This is a genomic window from Tenacibaculum sp. Cn5-46, from assembly GCF_022347705.1.
GTDB classification, from domain to species: domain Bacteria; phylum Bacteroidota; class Bacteroidia; order Flavobacteriales; family Flavobacteriaceae; genus Polaribacter; species Polaribacter aiptasiae.
Genome location: NZ_JAKRGD010000004.1, coordinates 231,304 through 249,397, shown reverse-complemented (window position 1 = coordinate 249,397; position 18,094 = coordinate 231,304). Strand labels below are relative to the sequence as shown.

At 29.5% G+C, this 18,094-nt stretch carries 20 protein-coding genes; 19 read left to right on the top strand and 1 reads right to left on the bottom strand.

What is annotated here, in order from left to right; genetic code table 11:
- The first annotated feature begins 140 nt into the window (after nt 1-140).
- Nucleotides 141-1,616: an IMP dehydrogenase gene (guaB, locus tag MHN29_RS10095; protein ID WP_150899632.1), complete on the top strand. Its 1,476-nt coding sequence runs from the start codon at nt 141-143 to the stop codon at nt 1,614-1,616.
- A gap of 81 nt (nt 1,617-1,697) precedes the next feature.
- Nucleotides 1,698-2,012, top strand: a complete 315-nt coding sequence (locus MHN29_RS10090) for a hypothetical protein (RefSeq protein WP_235274717.1) — start codon at nt 1,698-1,700, stop codon at nt 2,010-2,012.
- 48 nt (nt 2,013-2,060) lie between these two features.
- On the opposite strand, the gene MHN29_RS10085 is transcribed toward MHN29_RS10090, so the two are convergent.
- On the bottom strand, nt 2,061-2,840 hold the full coding sequence (locus MHN29_RS10085) for a hypothetical protein (protein ID WP_235274718.1): 780 nt from the start codon (nt 2,838-2,840) through the stop codon (nt 2,061-2,063).
- A gap of 367 nt (nt 2,841-3,207) precedes the next feature.
- Between MHN29_RS10085 and MHN29_RS10080 the strand changes: the two genes are divergently transcribed.
- From MHN29_RS10080 to MHN29_RS10000, 17 genes are all read left to right on the top strand, one after another.
- Nucleotides 3,208-3,417 carry a hypothetical protein gene (locus MHN29_RS10080; protein WP_235274719.1) on the top strand — a complete coding sequence of 70 codons (210 nt, stop codon included), beginning with the start codon at nt 3,208-3,210 and terminating at the stop codon, nt 3,415-3,417.
- A 24-nt stretch (nt 3,418-3,441) separates the two neighbouring features.
- Nucleotides 3,442-5,208 carry a sensor histidine kinase gene (locus tag MHN29_RS10075; protein ID WP_235274720.1) on the top strand — a complete coding sequence of 589 codons (1,767 nt, stop codon included), beginning with the start codon at nt 3,442-3,444 and terminating at the stop codon, nt 5,206-5,208.
- A 2-nt stretch (nt 5,209-5,210) separates the two neighbouring features.
- A complete protein-coding gene (locus MHN29_RS10070) occupies nt 5,211-5,876 on the top strand; it encodes a response regulator transcription factor (RefSeq protein ID WP_150899627.1) in 666 nt (221 codons plus the stop codon).
- Between the two features lie 143 nt (nt 5,877-6,019).
- The gene (locus MHN29_RS10065; protein ID WP_235274721.1) at nt 6,020-6,226 is read left to right on the top strand and encodes a hypothetical protein; all 207 of its coding nucleotides are present in this window, start codon (nt 6,020-6,022) and stop codon (nt 6,224-6,226) included.
- 187 nt (nt 6,227-6,413) lie between these two features.
- A complete protein-coding gene (locus tag MHN29_RS10060; protein WP_235274722.1) occupies nt 6,414-6,785 on the top strand; it encodes a hypothetical protein in 372 nt (123 codons plus the stop codon).
- An 88-nt stretch (nt 6,786-6,873) separates the two neighbouring features.
- The gene (locus MHN29_RS10055; RefSeq protein ID WP_235274724.1) at nt 6,874-7,452 is read left to right on the top strand and encodes a hypothetical protein; all 579 of its coding nucleotides are present in this window, start codon (nt 6,874-6,876) and stop codon (nt 7,450-7,452) included.
- Nucleotides 7,453-7,551: 99 nt separating this feature from the next.
- Nucleotides 7,552-7,929 carry a PH domain-containing protein gene (locus MHN29_RS10050; protein WP_235274726.1) on the top strand — a complete coding sequence of 126 codons (378 nt, stop codon included), beginning with the start codon at nt 7,552-7,554 and terminating at the stop codon, nt 7,927-7,929.
- A 100-nt stretch (nt 7,930-8,029) separates the two neighbouring features.
- Nucleotides 8,030-9,100, top strand: coding sequence for a type I restriction endonuclease (locus MHN29_RS10045; RefSeq protein WP_235274727.1), 1,071 nt, complete (start codon nt 8,030-8,032; stop codon nt 9,098-9,100).
- A complete protein-coding gene (locus MHN29_RS10040) occupies nt 9,069-9,368 on the top strand; it encodes an HNH endonuclease (protein WP_235274728.1) in 300 nt (99 codons plus the stop codon). The genes MHN29_RS10045 and MHN29_RS10040 overlap by 32 nt, the downstream gene beginning before the upstream one ends.
- Nucleotides 9,369-9,370: 2 nt before the next feature.
- The gene (locus MHN29_RS10035) at nt 9,371-9,925 is read left to right on the top strand and encodes a hypothetical protein (protein ID WP_235274729.1); all 555 of its coding nucleotides are present in this window, start codon (nt 9,371-9,373) and stop codon (nt 9,923-9,925) included.
- Between the two features lie 61 nt (nt 9,926-9,986).
- Nucleotides 9,987-10,889: a DUF4407 domain-containing protein gene (locus tag MHN29_RS10030; protein ID WP_235274730.1), complete on the top strand. Its 903-nt coding sequence runs from the start codon at nt 9,987-9,989 to the stop codon at nt 10,887-10,889.
- A 1-nt stretch (nt 10,890) separates the two neighbouring features.
- Entirely contained in the window at nt 10,891-11,127 is a 237-nt protein-coding gene (locus tag MHN29_RS10025) for a hypothetical protein (protein WP_235274731.1), read from the top strand.
- A 139-nt stretch (nt 11,128-11,266) separates the two neighbouring features.
- Entirely contained in the window at nt 11,267-11,620 is a 354-nt protein-coding gene (locus MHN29_RS10020) for a cadherin repeat domain-containing protein (RefSeq protein ID WP_235274732.1), read from the top strand.
- 143 nt (nt 11,621-11,763) lie between these two features.
- Nucleotides 11,764-13,623, top strand: coding sequence for a DNA topoisomerase IV subunit B (locus MHN29_RS10015; protein ID WP_235274733.1), 1,860 nt, complete (start codon nt 11,764-11,766; stop codon nt 13,621-13,623).
- 215 nt (nt 13,624-13,838) lie between these two features.
- Nucleotides 13,839-16,553 (top strand): DNA gyrase/topoisomerase IV subunit A, encoded by a 2,715-nt coding sequence (locus MHN29_RS10010; protein ID WP_235274734.1) that lies wholly within the window; start codon nt 13,839-13,841, stop codon nt 16,551-16,553.
- The gene (locus MHN29_RS10005; RefSeq protein WP_235274735.1) at nt 16,554-17,240 is read left to right on the top strand and encodes an aspartate/glutamate racemase family protein; all 687 of its coding nucleotides are present in this window, start codon (nt 16,554-16,556) and stop codon (nt 17,238-17,240) included. It abuts the gene before it with no gap.
- On the top strand, nt 17,240-18,094 hold the full coding sequence (locus tag MHN29_RS10000) for a mechanosensitive ion channel family protein (RefSeq protein WP_235274736.1): 855 nt from the start codon (nt 17,240-17,242) through the stop codon (nt 18,092-18,094). Before MHN29_RS10005 ends, MHN29_RS10000 begins: the two co-directional genes overlap by 1 nt.

Sequence of the window (18,094 nt, the reverse complement as noted above, 5' to 3'; positions counted from 1 at the left end):
AAAAAACGTTCTAATTTATCTGTAGTTATTTAAAATGAAATGCTAAAGGCACTTTGTTAACTATAATTTAAAGATAAAGTTCACTTTTTTTATAGTATATTTGTACGCAATTAATTAACAACACACTAAATTAATTGCACATGCAAGCTCATCAATCAAAATTTGTAGGCGAAGGTTTAACGTACGATGACGTACTATTAGTTCCAGCTTACTCTGAAGTGCTTCCAAGAGAAGTTTCAATCCAAACAAAATTCACAAAAAACATAACGATAAATGTTCCAATAGTATCTGCTGCAATGGATACTGTAACCGAATCAGCTATGGCTATTGCTATTGCTAGAGAGGGAGGAATAGGAGTGTTGCATAAAAATATGACAATAGCTCAACAAGCACAAGAAGTACGTAAAGTAAAGCGTGCAGAGAGTGGAATGATTATCGATCCAATTACTTTATCGTTAAATGCTATTGTTTTAGATGCAAAACAAGCAATGCGTGAGCATAAAATTGGAGGTATTCCAATTGTAGACGAAGCAGGAAAATTAATAGGAATTGTAACGAATCGTGATTTACGTTTTGAGAAAAACAATGAGCGTCCGATTGTTGAAGTAATGACTTCAGAAAATTTAGTTACAGTAGCAGAAGGAACTTCATTAAAAGAAGCAGAAGTAATTTTACAAGAAAATAAGATTGAAAAGTTACCAGTTGTTAATGATAACGATAAGTTAGTAGGTTTAATTACTTTTAGAGATATCACAAAGCTTACTTTAAAGCCTACGGCAAACAAGGATAGTTATGGACGTTTACGAGTAGCGGCTGCCTTAGGAGTAACACATGATGCAGTTGAAAGAACAGAAGCATTAGTAAATGCAGGAGTGGATGCGGTAATTATTGATACAGCACACGGACATACACAAGGTGTTGTAAAGGTATTGAAAGAAGTAAAAAATAAATATCCAGAATTAGATGTTGTAGTAGGAAATATAGCAACACCAGAAGCAGCAAAATATTTAGTAGAAGCAGGAGCAGATGCCGTAAAAGTAGGAATAGGACCAGGATCTATTTGTACAACACGTGTAGTTGCTGGAGTAGGATTTCCACAATTCTCAGCGGTTATAGAAGTAGCAGCAGCGATTAAAGGAACAGGAGTACCAGTAATTGCTGATGGAGGTATTCGTTATACAGGAGATATTCCAAAAGCAATAGCAGCAGGAGCTGATTGTGTTATGTTAGGATCTTTATTAGCAGGAACAAAAGAATCGCCAGGAGAAACAATTATTTACGAAGGAAGAAAGTTCAAATCGTATAGAGGAATGGGATCAGTAGAAGCGATGAAACAAGGTTCAAAAGATCGTTATTTCCAAGATGTAGAAGATGATATTAAAAAATTAGTACCAGAAGGAATTGTTGGACGTGTACCATATAAAGGAGAATTGGTAGAAAGCATTCATCAGTTTGTAGGAGGTTTACGTGCAGGTATGGGATACTGTGGAGCAAAGGATATTGAGACATTGAAAAATACAGGGAAATTTGTTCGTATTACAGCAAGTGGAATTAACGAAAGTCACCCACATGATGTAGCAATTACCAAAGAAGCACCAAATTATAGTAGAAGATAAAATCTATTTAAATATAAATTATACAACGCTGTTAGTTTTAAAACTAGCGGCGTTTTTTATATTTGAAGAAATTAAAAACATATGAAAAAAGAAATCATTGCAATCGCAATTTTAGTAGCAAGTGGAATGTTTACAGCTTGTACAGATGTATCAGAAGATATTTTACAAAATAAAACACAACAGGAACTTGAAATGACTGGTGGTGAAGAAGATCAAGACCCTGATGAAGATGAAGATCCTGATAAAGAAGCAAAAATCACGAATCAGATAAAAACTGGAGGAAATGATCATGATCCAGATGAAGAAGATGAAGATGAGGAATCAAAAACTCTAAAAATGTTTGATACAGGAGGAGAAGATGAACCTACCCCTGTAGAAGATGATGAGGATAATTAGAGAAAAAATAAATGTAAGAGCCGTTAGTACAAAACTAACGGCTTTTTTTTATGGTCGATACAATTTCGCTTGTTTTATAATAGTAGGAGTAATAGGTTTAAGCTCTTTATGAGTTTCTGGATGTATACCTCTATGATTAAAAAACTCAAACTCTTTTTTTTTGTTTTTTCCATACCAAATAACCGGGTCTCCATTTATAAAAAATGTAGTGGTATCAGTTGCATGAATTTTTTTAAAGAGAGTAATATTAATATTGTACTTATTATTATTAATAGCTTTTATGTTAAAGCAAGATGATTTCTCATAATGATCGCCTTTCCATACAATACAGCTCTCATTTGATTTATTTAAAGAAAAATAGATAAAGAATGGGAGTATAGAAAAAAATCCAAGTAAGAAAGTTTTTTTATATTTAGTAATACATAGAATACAAATTTTTTTATTTCGATTTTTATTTAAAAAGTCTTCGTAATTTTTATAACCTATGTATTGAGACATTAAGTCTTTCAATTCATTAGCAGGTTCTCCTGATTTGTTTAGAATATTGTTCGCATACTTGTTATGATAACTAATTAAAGTTTTTTTATTAATAGCATACTTAGGTTTACCTTCATCATTTCCTAAATATGTGTTCACAAAATAAGTAAAGCATCCATTAATAGTTTTATTTTTAATTAATTCATCTTTCATTAATTGCTCCAATAACTCACTAAAAAGTTCTTTTAATGGATTCTTTTTATTTTTTCTAGATGAAAAACATTTAAAAAAATGTTTTACGCAAAAAATAAAATTTACTTCTTCAGGTATAGTCTTTATGTCATTTTCCATGGTAATATGTTAGTTTTTTCAAAGGTAAAATGGATGGAAAAAGTATGGAAAAGGAAACCCGTAAAATGGAAAAAAAGTTTCCATACTTTTTCCATTTATTTTCTACAATCTACTTTGAAATCACCTCTATGTTTGTACCAGAATTAATCGATAAACAAAAAATAATAACAATCGATTGGTACTATTAAAAGATTTTAAATCAGTGAATTTTCTTAGAAGGGAAGCTATTAAATGCCGCTGATTTTCATCTTCACTTCCCGCGAAAGAGGCGCGCGACTCTTTTAAAATTTTAGGCTTTTCAAGCACTATTTATAACTGAGCACCAATGCTTGGAAAGGAATTTTAATGCTCAAAAATTTTAAAAGACATGAAAAAAACAGTTTTAGCAATCATAGTTTTAATAGTTAGTGGAGTATTTACATCTTGTACAGATTTAGAAGGAAAAGTAGTTCCAGAAAAAGTAGAACAAGAACTTCAGAGTACTACAGGTGATGGTGATACTGGAGGCTCTAATGGAGGAGGTAATGATCACGATCCGGATCCAGAACCAGAAGATGATGGTTCTGAAGGAAATTAAAAATTAAATTAATAATTTAGGAGGATGAAAGTTAAATATTTAGTCCTCCTATTTTTTTTGTTTATAAATAGTACTATTTGTATAAGTCAACAAAAAAATAAATTAAAATATGAAAAGAAAATAAGTAATCTTAAAAATGTAATTAATGTAACTGAAGATGGAATAAAAAAAGCAAGTAAATACTATTCGTTAGGATATTTTTATAAAAAAAATAATCAATTGGATAGTGCTTATAAGTATATATCTGTATCGAAAGAATTATATGATAGGTTTAAAGACACTATAAAGGTCGTTGAAAAAATGTTCAGTTTAGGAAAACTAGAGTCAGAAAATGAATTATTTTTCAAAAGTGACTCTACATTTGTTCAAGCTTTAAAACTTTTAGGTGAAAATAAGAATAAGCACAGTATAACAATCTCTTTATATAATTCACTTGGTGTCAATGCTAACTTGGAAAAGAATTATAGGAAAGCTATATATTGGTACAAAAAAGCATTGTTTTTTGTTAGAGATTCTATAAGTAAGATTAGATATAAAAATAACATTGCAAATAATTTCATTTCAATTAAAAAATATGATTTTGCAAAAAAAATATATGATACAATTACCAAAAATTTATACTATGATAGTATTCCTCTAAAATTAAAAGGTAAAATTTTAGATAACTATGCTTATGCAAAATTGTTAAATAATAATACCGTATATGAATCTGATTTTTTATTAGGGCAAAAATTAAAAAAAGAGATAAATGATATTCCAGGAGTATTTACAAATTATTCATATTTGAATTTTTTTCATCGTAGCAAAGGAAACTATAAAAGAGCAAAACATTATGCTAATTTAATGTATGATTATGCTTTGAAAAATAATAGACCAAATGATAGAATTTTCGCTATTAATAAAATTATATTGTCGGAACCTCAATCTAAAGTTAGAAAATTAAGTATTGAAAGGAGTAAATTAAAAGATAGTATAGTTATTGCAGGTCAAAAGCTCAGAAATCAAATTGTAACTGTAATTTATAATTTTGATGAAGAAAAAAATAAAAGATTAAAAGTAGAAACCAAATTAGCAAAAACAAAGTCTGAAAAACTTGAGCAAGATTTTTTATTAGTAGAGGAAAAAAATCAGAAACAACTTTGGATTTTTATAGGGTTCATTTTATTTTTCGGATTTATAAGCTATGTTTTCTACAAAAGAAACAAAACCAAAAGAGAAAAAATTATAGAGGTATATAAAACAGAAACTCGTTTGGCTAAAAAAATACATGATGAATTAGCTAATGACATGTATTTAGCTATGAACAAATTACAAAAAGAAGAACGAGATGATACTTCAATACTATACGATTTAGAAAAAATATATTCACTTACCAGAAACATATCACATGAAAACAGTCCTGTGGTAACAGGAGAGCTGTTTGAAGACTTTTTAAAACAATTATTTGTAGACTTTACTACAGATACTTGTAAAGTAATGAACAAAGGGTTATCGGATGTTAAGGTAAACGATTTAAGAAAAGAAAAACAAATTGTATTGTATCGATTATTACAAGAACTCTTGGTAAACATGACAAAACATAGTCAGGCAAGCTTGGCAGTGATTTCCTTTTCGCTACAAAAAGATACCATACAAGTACAATATAAAGACAATGGCATAGGTACAAATACAGTAACTATAAAAAATGGTTTAAAGAATATGGAAACCCGTATAAAATCCATAGGAGGAACTATTATTTTTGAATCAGAAAACGAAAAAGGATTTAAATCAAAGTTTCAATTTAAAAAGTAAGTATGTTTCAAAAAGTATTAATAGCTGAAGATGCCGATTTTATGTCTAGTGGAATAAAAGCTGCATTAGAAAGTTTGCAAATTCCAGTCATAGAACACGCTAAGTATTGCGATGAAGCTTTTTTAAAGTTAAAAAAAGCTTGGAATGAAAAAGAACCGTTCGATTTGTTAATTAGCGATTTGTCGTTTGTAGAAAACCCAAATCCACAACGATTGAAAACAGGAGAAGATTTGATAAAAGCAGCAAAAGAAGTACAAGTAGGGCTTAAAACCATTATCTTCTCAGTAGAAGACAAACCCTATAGAGTACAGCAACTGTGTAATGAGTTAAAAGTAGATGGGTATGTTTGGAAATCTATTCATGGAGAAAGAGAATTAAAAATGGCGATAAAAGAAGTATATAATCAAGGCTTTTTTATATCACCAAAATTATCACATACGCTAAGAAAAAAAGAAGCTTTTGAGATTACAGATTATGATGTGTTTTTGTTGAAATATTTGGCAGAAGGATTAGATCAAAAAGAAATTTGTCAAGAGTTAAAATTGAAGGAAGTAAAACCCAATAGTATAAGTTCAGTTGAAAAGAGATTAAAGCTGTTAAAAGAAAATTTTAATGCAAATAATCCTACACAATTAGTGGCGATTACAAAAGATTTTGGATTGATTTAATACTATATGAATTCTTAATTTGAAACAAATACAGCGATCTTAATTTTTTTGTGTAAAATAAATGTAGCCCTACGGAAATCCGTAGGGTTTTGTGTTTTTTGGAATGTAGTTTTGGGTTAATATTAATTTAAAACATATAAATAATGGCAAGGTATTATGTAAATAAAAATACTCAAGTAAATGGAGATCATGAAGTCCATAAATTAGGATGTTCATGGATGCCGAAACAAGAAAATAGAATTTTTTTAGGAGATTTTATAACTTGTAAAGGAGCTGTAAGAGAGGCAAAAAAAATATATAAAAAAGTTAATGGGTGTTATTACTGTTCTAACGATTGTCATGTAAGTTAATTTAAAAGAAGTTTTATGAGTAGAATAATATTATTTATAGTAAGTTTTTTGTTTATCATTTAGTATTTGTGCACAAAAAAAAGAAGTAAAAAATATTTCAAAAGTTGAAGAGTTTACTTCAAGAAAAGGTCTAATTATTAAGTTTTCAGAGTATAATCTACCAAATATCAAATCAAGTTATGGAGTAGTGAAAACAAAGATTAGAAAATATATAGCAGGAGGAAGTGTAAAATATTTTTATAATATATCAAAAAAAGGAAAATATAAAGGGAAAAGTGCTTCTATAGCGTATGAAGATTTAATAGAATTATTAAAGTCAATATCTGAATTAGAAAAGAGAGTAGAAAAAGATATAGTGTCATCAGCTGATTATTTAGAGAATAAATTTGTAACAGATGATGGTTTACAATTGGGTTATTATATAAATAATAAAAAAAATAATTGGTTTTTAACTTTAGATAAATATGGAACAAATAGTACAATTTTTATAAAAGATATATCTAATATTAAAGAAGCCTTTAAAGAAGCTAAGATTAGAATAGATAGTCTTAAATTATAGATTGTTTTTTATTAGAACTCTACGGAAACCCGTAGGGTTTTGTATTCTTAGAAATATAGTTTTGATAAAATATAATTTTAAAACTTCTATGGATTTATTAAATAAAAGAACAATTATTCTAACCCTTGCTTTTATTACTTCAATAGTTTTATTATTTGAAGGGTTTGAATTAAAAAAAAGAACAAAAAAACATTTTTCAAATACTCCAATGGGCTGTTATGTAGAAGTAGCTGGTCGCTGTACTGGTTCCGTTTATTGTAGAGCTTGTAGAAATTGTAGTCGTTGTAAGTATTGTAATAGTGGAGGTTCTTGTGGTGTATGTGGAAAAAGAAGAAGTACTCCAAAAAGAAAAAAAACAACATTTCGTAGAAAATCAAACACCAACCAAAGAAATATTTATGACGGAAGGAATAATGTTAATAGCTTAACTATAGAAAATGAGAAGATTAGTGAAGAACCTTATTATATGAGAACTTTGATAGTTCAAATAGAAGGAGCTCCTTTAAGAAGTGGTGGAGGTTGGAATTATTATGTGATACAGAAATTAAAAAAAGGAGAAGAGTTATTTCTTTTATCTATGGTTGGTGAATGGGTAAAAGTAAAAGTTAAAAGAACGGAGAGTATTGGATTTGTTCATTACAAACAAGTTTTTTTATTAGATAGATAAAAAGATTTTAATAACTATGTTTTAAGCTTACGGCAAACCGTAAGCTTTTGTTTTTATAGGGAGTTAATTTTGATATTGAATAATTATAATTTTAAAAATATGGGATTATTAAATAACCTTTTAGGAAATGCTAGTGAGGTTTCTACGGAAAAATTAACAGAGAAGTATGAACGATTGTTAACTAAAGAAGAAATAATAGAATTAGGCTTTAAATTATTTCGAGATATATTTATGTTCACTAATAAAAGATTGATTTTGATTGATATTCAAGGATTAACAGGAAGTAAAATTGAATATAAATCAATGCCCTATAAGAATATTTCTAGATTTTCATTAGAAACAGCAGGTACTTTTGATTTAGATGCAGAATTGAAGATATGGATATCTAATGGAAATTTACCAATTGTAAGCAAAAAGTTTAATAAAAATGTAAATGTTTATGATGTACAAAAGTTTTTAGCAGAAAAAATTTTGTGAGATTAAATTACAGTGTTTAACAGTTTAGTAAAGACTTACGGTTTTCCGTAAGTTTTTGGTTTTTAGAGGGGTTAGATTTGAAGTGAAAAAATAATAAATTATGGAACTAACCAATAAACTAAAAAACTTATCTGAAAAGATAATAAATCTTAAAGATCAGATAGAAACAGAAGAAGCTACAAAAACAGCTTTTATTTTACCTTTTATAAGTTTACTAGGGTATGATATATTTAATCCTACGGAGGTAATCCCTGAATTTACAGCAGATATAGGTTTAAAAAAAGGAGAAAAAGTAGACTATGCTATAATTGAAAATAAAGTGCCTATTTTAATTATAGAATGTAAACATTGGAAAGAGAATTTAGATACACATAACTCTCAATTATTTAGATATTTTCATACATCAAAATCAAAATTTGCATTGTTAACAAATGGGGTTGAATACAAGTTCTTTACAGATTTGGATGCAACAAATAAAATGGATGAGAAACCTTTTTTAGAGTTTGATATAACTAAGTTAAAAGAACCTGTTATTAATGAAATAGCTAAGTTTCATAAAGCAAATTTTGATATCAATCAAATAGTAAATAATGCCAGTTCATTAAAGTATTCTAAAGAAATAAAAAAAATATTTAGTACTCAACTTGTTGAGCCCGAAAGTGATTTCATTAGGTTTTTTACTTCGAGAGTGTACTCAGGAAGACAAACAGAAAAAGTTATTGAACAGTTTAAAGAATTAGTCTCAAAATCTATTAATCAATTTATTAGTGAAAAAGTAAATGATAGGTTGCATAGTGCCTTGAATAAAGAAGAAGAAAAGTTTGTAGAGGAAAATAAGGAGCCAGAACAAGAAAGTAAAATTATTACTACGGAAGAAGAAATGGAAGGGTTTAGAATTGTTGTTGCAATTTTAAGAAAGAGAATTCCTGTTGAAAGAATAGCTTTTAGAGATACCCAATCATATTTCGGAATTTTATTAGATGATAATAATCGTAAACCATTGTGTAGACTCCATTTTAATGGGAAAACTAAATATTTGGGAGTTTTTAATGAGACTAGGAAAGAGGTAAAAGAAAAAATTGAATCAATAGAAGATATATACAAATTCGATACAGCTCTCTTAAAAACGATTGATTATTATGAAGAATATGCAACAGAAAAAGTTAGTTAAAAAAGCTCATGGAAGTTATGGAGGTTTATTACTAACATCTGAATGGAGAGAAAAAAGAGAAGAAATTTTGAAAAGGGATGGAAATAAATGTAGAGTTTGTAATTCAGAAGAAGAATTACAAGTACATCATAGGCAATATCATTATTCTCTTGTGTTAAGAAAATTTAGAAAACCATGGGAATATCCTAATCGTTTATTAATTAGTTTATGTAAAAAGTGTCATCAAAAAGGACATAATAAATTTGAAGTCCCGATAAAATATATTTAAAAATGAGTCTATTTAATTTATTTAAAAAGAAAACTACTGATGTAGTAGAAGTTTTAGAAGAAAAAGAGAAAACAACAACTAGTGATGTTTCAAAAGAACTATTTATAGAAGAAGTCGCTACGGGTAAAGAAGAATTATTTGAAGCTAAGAATTATAATCTAGATAAGATATACGCATTTGCATCAAAAGATTTTGAAGAAAAAGGTTATGATGATGCACTAGTAAATCCAGATTATTCTTATAGTAATGATAATATAAAATTGTTAAAATATGATTTTCAAATCTTAATTAAACGAGCTTATAAAACATATGAAGATTATATAAAGGATATAGAGTTTCATATTCAATCAAGAAGTAATGCAGGTTTGATTGATACAGTGAAATTATTAGAAACAACATTAATGAAAACAAAAGACTCAATAGAAGAAGTAAAAGTAATAGAAGAAGATTTTTCTAATGAAGTTGGTTTAATAGAAAGAATTTCTCTGTCTTATAAAAGAGGTTTTATGAGAGGGTTAGCTGCGATGTCTGATCAAATTTTAGATAAAAATGTTTAAGAAAAAAAATAGATGGCTTCGATTCGGTTGTTTTTTGACAGGGTACAATTATAATTTGTTAATGTCGTGTAGTGAAGCTAGTAAAAAGTCAGTGAAAAAATATACGGCAGCATTATTAATAATAATGATAATGTGGTTATTAATAGGTTTTTTATTTTCAAGAGAATATTTAAGGTTACCAATTATAGGGTGTGCAATTTCAGGTGTAGTGTTAATGATTATTATAGTTCAAATTGAACGACAGATTATTCTTGGTTCAAAAAATAGAAATACAACAGCTTTTAGAATTACACTTGGTTTAGTAATGGCATTATTGGGGTCAGTAATAGTTGATCAAATAATTTTTAAGGAAGATATAATTAAAGAAAAAATGATGAATGTTAATGAGGAAGTAAGTCAGATTTTACCTCAAAAAATTAACGAAATTAATCTTCAAGTCAATGAATTAGATTCATTAATGCAAAAAAAAGAAAAAGAAAGAGATTTGTTAATAATAGAAGTGACTAAAACTCCATCTATTCGTTTGCCTAAGTATGAAACACAAAGGATACCAAGTAAAACATCTGATGGTAGAGATACAATTTTAATTCAAAAAAAATATATTACTGAGTCTGTTTTAAATCCAAAAGCAAAACTAATAGAGGATGCAGGCAAACAGATAAGCAAACTACGTAAAGAAAGGTCGCAATTATCTCACCAGATAATAGATGCTAGAGAGAAAACAGAGAAAGAGTTATTGCATAGTAAAGGTTTTTTAGATGAACTGAAAATAATGTTTAGAATTTTATTATCATCTCCAGTATCAATGATAGTATGGGGTTTATGGTTGCTCTTTTTTTTAATTATTGAATTATTTGTATTGATATCAAAATTAGCAGATTCAGAGAATGATTATGAAAGAATAATTAAGCATCAAATGGAAGTAAGAATAGATGCTATAAATAAACTGACAAAACTAAACTAACATGAAAAAACTATTATTAATTGCGGGGATATTTTTAATAATAACAGCATTTAAAAAGAAAGAAGAAAAAAAAGTATTTATCTGTGTAAGTGTAGCTAGTAAGCGATATCACTTAAAAAAAGATTGCAAGGGGTTGTTAACATGTAAAGTAAAAATTAAAACAACTACAGCTAAAAGAGCAGAAAAATTGGGGAGAACCTTTTGCAAATGGGAAAAAAAACGATTAGCAAAAGAATAATAATAACACGCTGTTAGAACTTAAACTAACAGCGTTTTTTGTGTACGGAAATAAAAAAAGAACGTTGGGAAATAAAAAGAATAAAAGGGAAAAACAAGCCAATATGTTTGCCGAAGAAAATTATAAAAGCAAACATAAAATGAAAAAAATTACCAAATTATTCGCATTAATTTTATTAATACAATTCGCTTCATGTTCAAAGGATGATACAGTGATAAACACTGCACCAATAATAAAAGCACAGGCTTTTGAGGTTAAAGAAGATGCGATATTAAGTCTAAAAATAGTAGCGTCAGATTTAGAAGATGATGCGTTAACATTCTCAATAAAAAAAGACGATAATAACTTATTTGCGTTCTTAAATGATGGAACTTTAAGAGTACAGCCAGGAAAGAAAATTTCACCAAAAACATATTTGATAGATGTAGAGGTATCGGATGGAAAATTAACATCTACTGCAACAATAACCATAAAGGTGAAAGCTGTAGCATAAAATTTATTAGTTGAAGTTTTAGAGCTTGAATAATACACATTTTAAGCAAAAAGACGGGCTCTGTTGAAAATTAATTCAACAGAGTTTTTTGTTTTTACAGAGTAAATACTATTTTAGCAGAGACTTCAATTTCCTTAAATTTTATGACTCAAGAAACAAAATATACCGAAGATAATATACGCTCGCTCGATTGGAAAGAACACATCCGAATGCGTCCGGGAATGTACATTGGAAAACTAGGAGATGGTTCATCTCCAGACGATGGAATTTATATCTTGGTAAAAGAGGTTTTAGATAACTCTATTGATGAGTTTGTAATGGGTACTGGAAAAACAATAGAAGTATCTGTTCAAGGAGAAAAAGTAATTGTAAGAGATTACGGTAGAGGAATCCCGTTAGGAAAAGTAGTCGATGTAGTGTCGAAAATGAATACGGGAGGAAAATACGATTCTAGAGCTTTTAAAAAATCGGTAGGACTAAACGGGGTAGGAACCAAAGCGGTTAATGCCTTATCTACGTATTTTAGAGTAGAATCTACAAGAGACGGGAAGTCAGCCTCTGCAGAGTTTGAAAAAGGAAGTTTAACAAATCAAGAGTTTTTAGAAGAAACATCACGTAGAAGAGGAACTAAAGTAACTTTTATTGCCGATGATTCTATCTTTAAAAATTATAAGTACCGTCCAGAATATATAATCCGATTACTTAAAAACTATGTATACCTAAATCCAGGGTTAACTATTGTTTTTAATGGAGAAAAATTTCATTCAGAAAATGGATTAAAAGATTTATTAGAGGATAACAACAATCAAGATGATATGTTGTATCCAATAATCCATTTGAAAGGAGACGATATTGAAATTGCTATAACACATAGTAAAACACAATATTCAGAAGAGTATCATTCATTTGTAAATGGACAGCATACTACACAAGGAGGTACTCACCAAGCTGCATTTAGAGAAGCGATTGTAAAAACCGTTAGAGAATTTTACGGAAAGAATTTTGAGGCTTCTGATGTTAGAAAGTCTATTATTTCGGCGATTTCCATAAAGGTAATGGAACCAGTTTTTGAAAGTCAAACAAAAACAAAGTTAGGTTCTACAGATATGGGAGGCGATTTACCAACCGTAAGAACCTATATCAACGATTTTGTTAAAACAAAATTAGATAATTACTTACATAAGAATACAGAAGTAGCAGAAGCTTTACAAAGAAAGATTTTACAAGCTGAAAAGGAACGTAAAGAGCTTTCAGGAATACGAAAATTAGCAAAAGATAGAGCTAAAAAAGCAAGTTTGCATAATAAGAAACTTCGCGATTGTCGTATTCACTTTGGAGACACAAAAAAGGAAGCATACTTAGATACTACTTTGTTTATTACGGAGGGAGATTCGGCAAGTGGATCGATTACAAAATCGAGAAATGTAAATACACAAGCAGTATTTAGTTTAAAAGGTAAGCCTTTAAATTCGTACGGATTAACTAAGAAAATTGTATACGAAAATGAAGAGTTTAATTTATTACAAGCTGCATTAAATATAGAAGATGGTTTACAAGATTTACGATATAACAATATTGTAATCGCAACCGATGCCGATGTCGATGGAATGCATATACGCTTGTTATTAATAACTTTCTTCTTACAGTTTTTCCCAGAAGTAATTAAAGAAGGACATTTATACATCTTAGAAACGCCACTTTTTAGAGTTCGAAATAAAAAAGAAACGATTTATTGTTATTCAGAAGAAGAAAAACAAGAAGCTATAAATAAATTAAGAGGAAAACCAGAAATAACTCGATTTAAAGGATTGGGGGAGATTTCGCCAAATGAATTTGTACATTTTATTGGAGACGATATACGTTTAGATCCAGTAATGTTAGATAAAGAAATGTCTATAGATCAAATGTTACAATTCTACATGGGTAAGAATACACCAGATCGCCAAAAGTTTATTATAGAAAATTTAAAGGTAGAATTAGACTTAGCTGAGGAGAATTCATAAAAATGGATAAGCAGAGAAGAATAAAAATATATTTACTTGTAGCTGCAACATTTTTTATTATCAGTGTTTCTAACCTCGACTTTAATGATTTAAGTTGGAGTAGAAATAGTAAGAATTATGTAAGAATGATAGTTGCTATTTTAGTGTATCTAATAATATACTTGAGTAGTAAAAAACTAACAAATAAGAACTCTTAAAAGAATACACATTATTCAATGAGTGAAGAAAACAACAATTACGAACACGACGAAGAATTAGCAAATCAAAATCACGAACAAACTGAAACCATTACCAAGGTTACAGGAATGTATAAAGAGTGGTTTTTAGATTATGCTTCGTATGTAATTTTAGAACGTGCTGTACCATCAATAGAAGACGGGTTTAAACCTGTACAACGTCGTATTATGCATTCGATGAAAGATTTAGATGATGGACGTTATAACAAGGTAGCCAATATTGTAGGTCATACCATGCAGTATCACCCACATGGAGATGCGTCTATTGCTGATGCCATGGTACAAATGGGACAAAAAGAGCTGCTAATTGATATGCAAGGAAACTGGGGTAATATCTTAACAGGAGATAGAGCAGCAGCATCACGTTATATTGAGGCACGTTTATCAAAGTTTGCTTTAGAAGTAGTTTTTAATCCAAAAACTACAGAATGGAAAATGTCGTATGATGGAAGACGAAAAGAGCCAATAGATTTACCAGTAAAGTTCCCGTTATTATTAGCACAAGGAGCAGAAGGTATTGCTGTAGGATTATCGACTAAAATATTACCACATAACTTTAATGAGTTAATAGATGCCTCGGTAAAATATTTGAAAGGAAGAAGTTTTACACTAGTACCAGATTTCTTAACTGGAGGTATTGCCGATTTTACCAATTATAACGATGGTAAAAGAGGAGGAAAGGTAAGAGTAAGAGCTAAAATATCGCAATTAGACAAGAAGACGCTAGTAATTACCGAAATTCCATTTGCAACAACTACTACATCGTTAATAGATAGTATTTTAAAAGCTAACGATAAAGGTAAAATAAAGATAAAGAAGATAGAGGATAACACTGCAGCTAATGTAGAGATATTAGTGCATTTACCTCCAAATGTTTCGCCAGATAAAACCATAGATGCCCTATATGCTTTTACGAATTGTGAAAATTCAATATCACCATTAGCATGTACGATTGAAAATAACAAACCGGTATTTGCTGGAGTATCTGAAATATTAAAACATTCAACAGACTTAACTGTTAGATTGTTAAAGTTAGAGTTAGAAATTCAATTACACGAATTAGAAGAACAATGGCATTTTGCTTCGTTAGAACGTATTTTTATTGAAAATAGAATTTATCGTGATATTGAGGAAGTAGAAACATGGGAAGGAGTAATTGAAGCAATAGATAAAGGATTACAACCACATATAAAACATTTAAAGCGTCCAGTAACTGAGGAAGATATTGTTCGATTAACAGAAATTAGAATTAAAAAGATTTCTAAGTTCGATATTGACAAAGCGAAACAGCATATAGAGGCTTTAGAAGAAAAAATAGCAGAGGTAAAACATCATTTAGATAATTTGATTGATTTTGCAATTGACTATTTTAAAGCTTTAAAAGTAAAATTTGGAAAAGGACGCGAACGTAGAACTGAAATTAGAATATTTGATGATATCGTAGCTACTAAGGTAGTAATGCGTAACACCAAATTATACGTTAATAAAGAAGAAGGATTTATAGGTACTTCCTTACGAAAAGATGAATACGTTACCGATTGTGCCGATATTGATGATATCATTGTGTTCAGAGATAACGGTACTATGATTGTAACAAAAGTAGCATCAAAAACCTTTGTAGGAAAAGGAATTTTACACATAGCAGTCTTTAAAAAGAAAGACAAACGTACGGTGTACAATATGATGTATAAAGATGGAACCAAAGGACCAAGTTATATGAAGCGATTCAATGTAACGAGTGTAACTCGCGACAAAGAATACGATTTAACCAATGGAAATAAAGGTTCAAAAGTTTTATACTTTTCAGCAAATCCAAATGGAGAAGCAGAGGTAGTTACAATTAACTTACGTGCTGTAGGTAGTATAAAAAAGTTAAAATGGGATATTGATTTTGCCGATTTAGCTATAAAAGGAAGAGGAGTAAGAGGAAACCAAATAACAAAATTCGCAATTAAAAAAATCGAATTTAAATCAGCAGGAGTTTCTACTTTAAAACCTCGTAAGATTTGGTTCGACGATGCTGTTCAACGATTAAATGTAGATGGAAGAGGTGATTTATTAGGAGAATTTAGAGCAGAAGACAAAATTTTAATAGCAACCCAATCAGGAAAAATAAAAGCAGTTTCACCAGATTTAGCAATGCATTTTGAAAGTGATATGATTGTACTGGAGAAATGGAATCCTAAGAAGCCAATATCAGCTATTTATTTTGAAGGAGCAAAAGAGCGTTACTATGTGAAACGCTTCTTAATAGAAACTCCAGACAAGGAAGAGGTTTTTATTTCTGAAAGTGAAAAATCTAAATTAGAGATTATTGCTACGGATTATAGACCAATGGCTGAGGTTGTTTTTTCAAAGAGAAGTTTAGAAAGAATTCAGGTAAACTTTGAAGAGTTTATTTCTATAAAAGGTATCAAAGCTTTAGGAAATCAATTAACAACTGATAAAATTAGAACAGTTAATTTATTAGAGTCTTTACCATACGAAGAACCAGAAGAGGAGAAAGTAGAAGAAATAGAGGTAAACGAAGAAGAAACAATTGAAGAAACATTGCCTTTAGAAGTAGAGGAAGCTCCGCAAAAGGAATTTGTAGAAACTAAAGAGGATAAAGCTAAGAAAGCATTGGCAAGAGCACTTCAAAAGAAGAAAAAGAATGCTGAAGAAGATGACGATAGTCAAACAGCCTTATTTTAAATGAAAACAATAGGATTAATAGGAGGGATTACACCGCAGTCGACTATTATGTACTATCAAGTACTAAATAAATTAGCCACAGAATCGTTTGGTGAAAAGCACTCGGCAAAAGTTCTTATTAATTCTATGGATTTTGGTCAAATATCTCAACTTCAAACCGAAGGTAAATGGGATGTTTTGGCTACTATCATGGTTGATGCAGCAAAAAATTTAGAAGCGGCAGGAGCATCCTGTATTGTAATATGTGCCAATACCATGCATTTAACAATAAATGAGGTTAAAGAAGCTATACAAATTCCTGTTATACATATTGCAGAAGCTACTGGTGAAGTAATTTTAGAAAAGGAATTAAAAAAGGTAGCATTGTTAGGTACAAAGTATACCATGGAGAAAACTTTTTATACAGATGTATTAAAAAGTATGGGTATAGAAACAATAATACCTGATAAAGAAGATAGAACTATTATTCACACAGTTATTTATAATGAATTAGCTAAAGGAGTTTTAAATAAGAACTCTAAAGAAGCATATCTAAAAATTATACGTAAATTAGAGGAGCAAGGTGTAGAAGGAGTTATTTTAGGATGTACTGAAATACCTTTATTGATAAAACAAGAAGATGTTTCAATTCCTGTTTTTGACACTACAACTATTCACGCAACAAAAGCATTTAATCTTTCAAAATAATGGAAGAACTACATACATACCAATTTGATTTAAATTCTTTTTTTGGAATTGTAGGTTATATACTTCTCGTGGGATTAGTAGTTTGGTTACTGTCTAGAATTACACGTTATATTATAGTTCAAATAATAAAACGAAGAAAAACAGACCGTTATGGAAGAACAAGTATCTTGTTTTTTAGAAATTCGGTTAAGTTTTTTCTAGGTCTTTTCGGTATAGCCTATATTATTATGACTGTGCCAGCTTTTAGAAGTAAAGCTACTTTAATATTCTCAGGAGCCGGTATATTAGCTGCGATAATCGGTTTCGCGGCACAAGCAGCTTTATCGAACTTAATAGCGGGAGCTTTTATTGTTATTTTCCGTCCATTTAGAGTAGGAGATTATATTAAATTAGACGATACAAGGGTTGGTATAGTAGAAGACATTACTTTACGTCATACGGTAATTAATAATTTTGAAAACAAACGATTAATTATACCAAATTCGGTAATTAGTACCGATTCAGTATTGAATCATACGATAGAAGATTCTCATGTTTTAAGTTTTAATAATTTTAAACTAGGTATAAAGGCTAATATTGATTTAGCTAGAAAAATTATACAAGAAGAAGCCATAAAATTACCAACGGTAATTGATTTTAGAACTCCAGAACAAGTAATGGCAAACGCAGAGCAAGTAGATGTACGTGTAATAGATATACATCCAGATCACATACATATGCGAGCTTATGTTTGGTTGAATGAACCTTTTCAAGAGTTTAAAACAAAATGTGCTTTAAAAGAAGCTGTACACAAACGTTTTTTAGCTGAAGGAGTACAACTTCCAATTCCTATTCATAAAGTGTTAAAAGTATAA

Bases quoted from the DNA above. Each gene is read 5' to 3' on its own strand.
- MHN29_RS10050 (WP_235274726.1), top strand. From the start codon at position 7,552: ATGGGATTATTAAATAACCTTTTAGGAAATGCTAGTGAGGTTTCTACG.
- MHN29_RS10065 (WP_235274721.1), top strand. From the start codon at position 6,020: ATGGCAAGGTATTATGTAAATAAAAATACTCAAGTAAATGGAGATCAT.
- MHN29_RS10015 (WP_235274733.1), top strand. From the start codon at position 11,764: ATGACTCAAGAAACAAAATATACCGAAGATAATATACGCTCGCTCGAT.
- MHN29_RS10020 (WP_235274732.1), top strand. From the start codon at position 11,267: ATGAAAAAAATTACCAAATTATTCGCATTAATTTTATTAATACAATTC.
- guaB (WP_150899632.1), top strand. From the start codon at position 141: ATGCAAGCTCATCAATCAAAATTTGTAGGCGAAGGTTTAACGTACGAT.
- MHN29_RS10070 (WP_150899627.1), top strand. From the start codon at position 5,211: ATGTTTCAAAAAGTATTAATAGCTGAAGATGCCGATTTTATGTCTAGT.
- MHN29_RS10035 (WP_235274729.1), top strand. From the start codon at position 9,371: ATGAGTCTATTTAATTTATTTAAAAAGAAAACTACTGATGTAGTAGAA.
- MHN29_RS10000 (WP_235274736.1), top strand. From the start codon at position 17,240: ATGGAAGAACTACATACATACCAATTTGATTTAAATTCTTTTTTTGGA.
- MHN29_RS10085 (WP_235274718.1), bottom strand. From the start codon at position 2,840: ATGGAAAATGACATAAAGACTATACCTGAAGAAGTAAATTTTATTTTT.
- MHN29_RS10090 (WP_235274717.1), top strand. From the start codon at position 1,698: ATGAAAAAAGAAATCATTGCAATCGCAATTTTAGTAGCAAGTGGAATG.
- MHN29_RS10045 (WP_235274727.1), top strand. From the start codon at position 8,030: ATGGAACTAACCAATAAACTAAAAAACTTATCTGAAAAGATAATAAAT.
- MHN29_RS10080 (WP_235274719.1), top strand. From the start codon at position 3,208: ATGAAAAAAACAGTTTTAGCAATCATAGTTTTAATAGTTAGTGGAGTA.
- MHN29_RS10055 (WP_235274724.1), top strand. From the start codon at position 6,874: ATGGATTTATTAAATAAAAGAACAATTATTCTAACCCTTGCTTTTATT.
- MHN29_RS10040 (WP_235274728.1), top strand. From the start codon at position 9,069: ATGAAGAATATGCAACAGAAAAAGTTAGTTAAAAAAGCTCATGGAAGT.
- MHN29_RS10025 (WP_235274731.1), top strand. From the start codon at position 10,891: ATGAAAAAACTATTATTAATTGCGGGGATATTTTTAATAATAACAGCA.
- MHN29_RS10005 (WP_235274735.1), top strand. From the start codon at position 16,554: ATGAAAACAATAGGATTAATAGGAGGGATTACACCGCAGTCGACTATT.
- MHN29_RS10075 (WP_235274720.1), top strand. From the start codon at position 3,442: ATGAAAGTTAAATATTTAGTCCTCCTATTTTTTTTGTTTATAAATAGT.
- MHN29_RS10030 (WP_235274730.1), top strand. From the start codon at position 9,987: ATGTCGTGTAGTGAAGCTAGTAAAAAGTCAGTGAAAAAATATACGGCA.
- MHN29_RS10010 (WP_235274734.1), top strand. From the start codon at position 13,839: ATGAGTGAAGAAAACAACAATTACGAACACGACGAAGAATTAGCAAAT.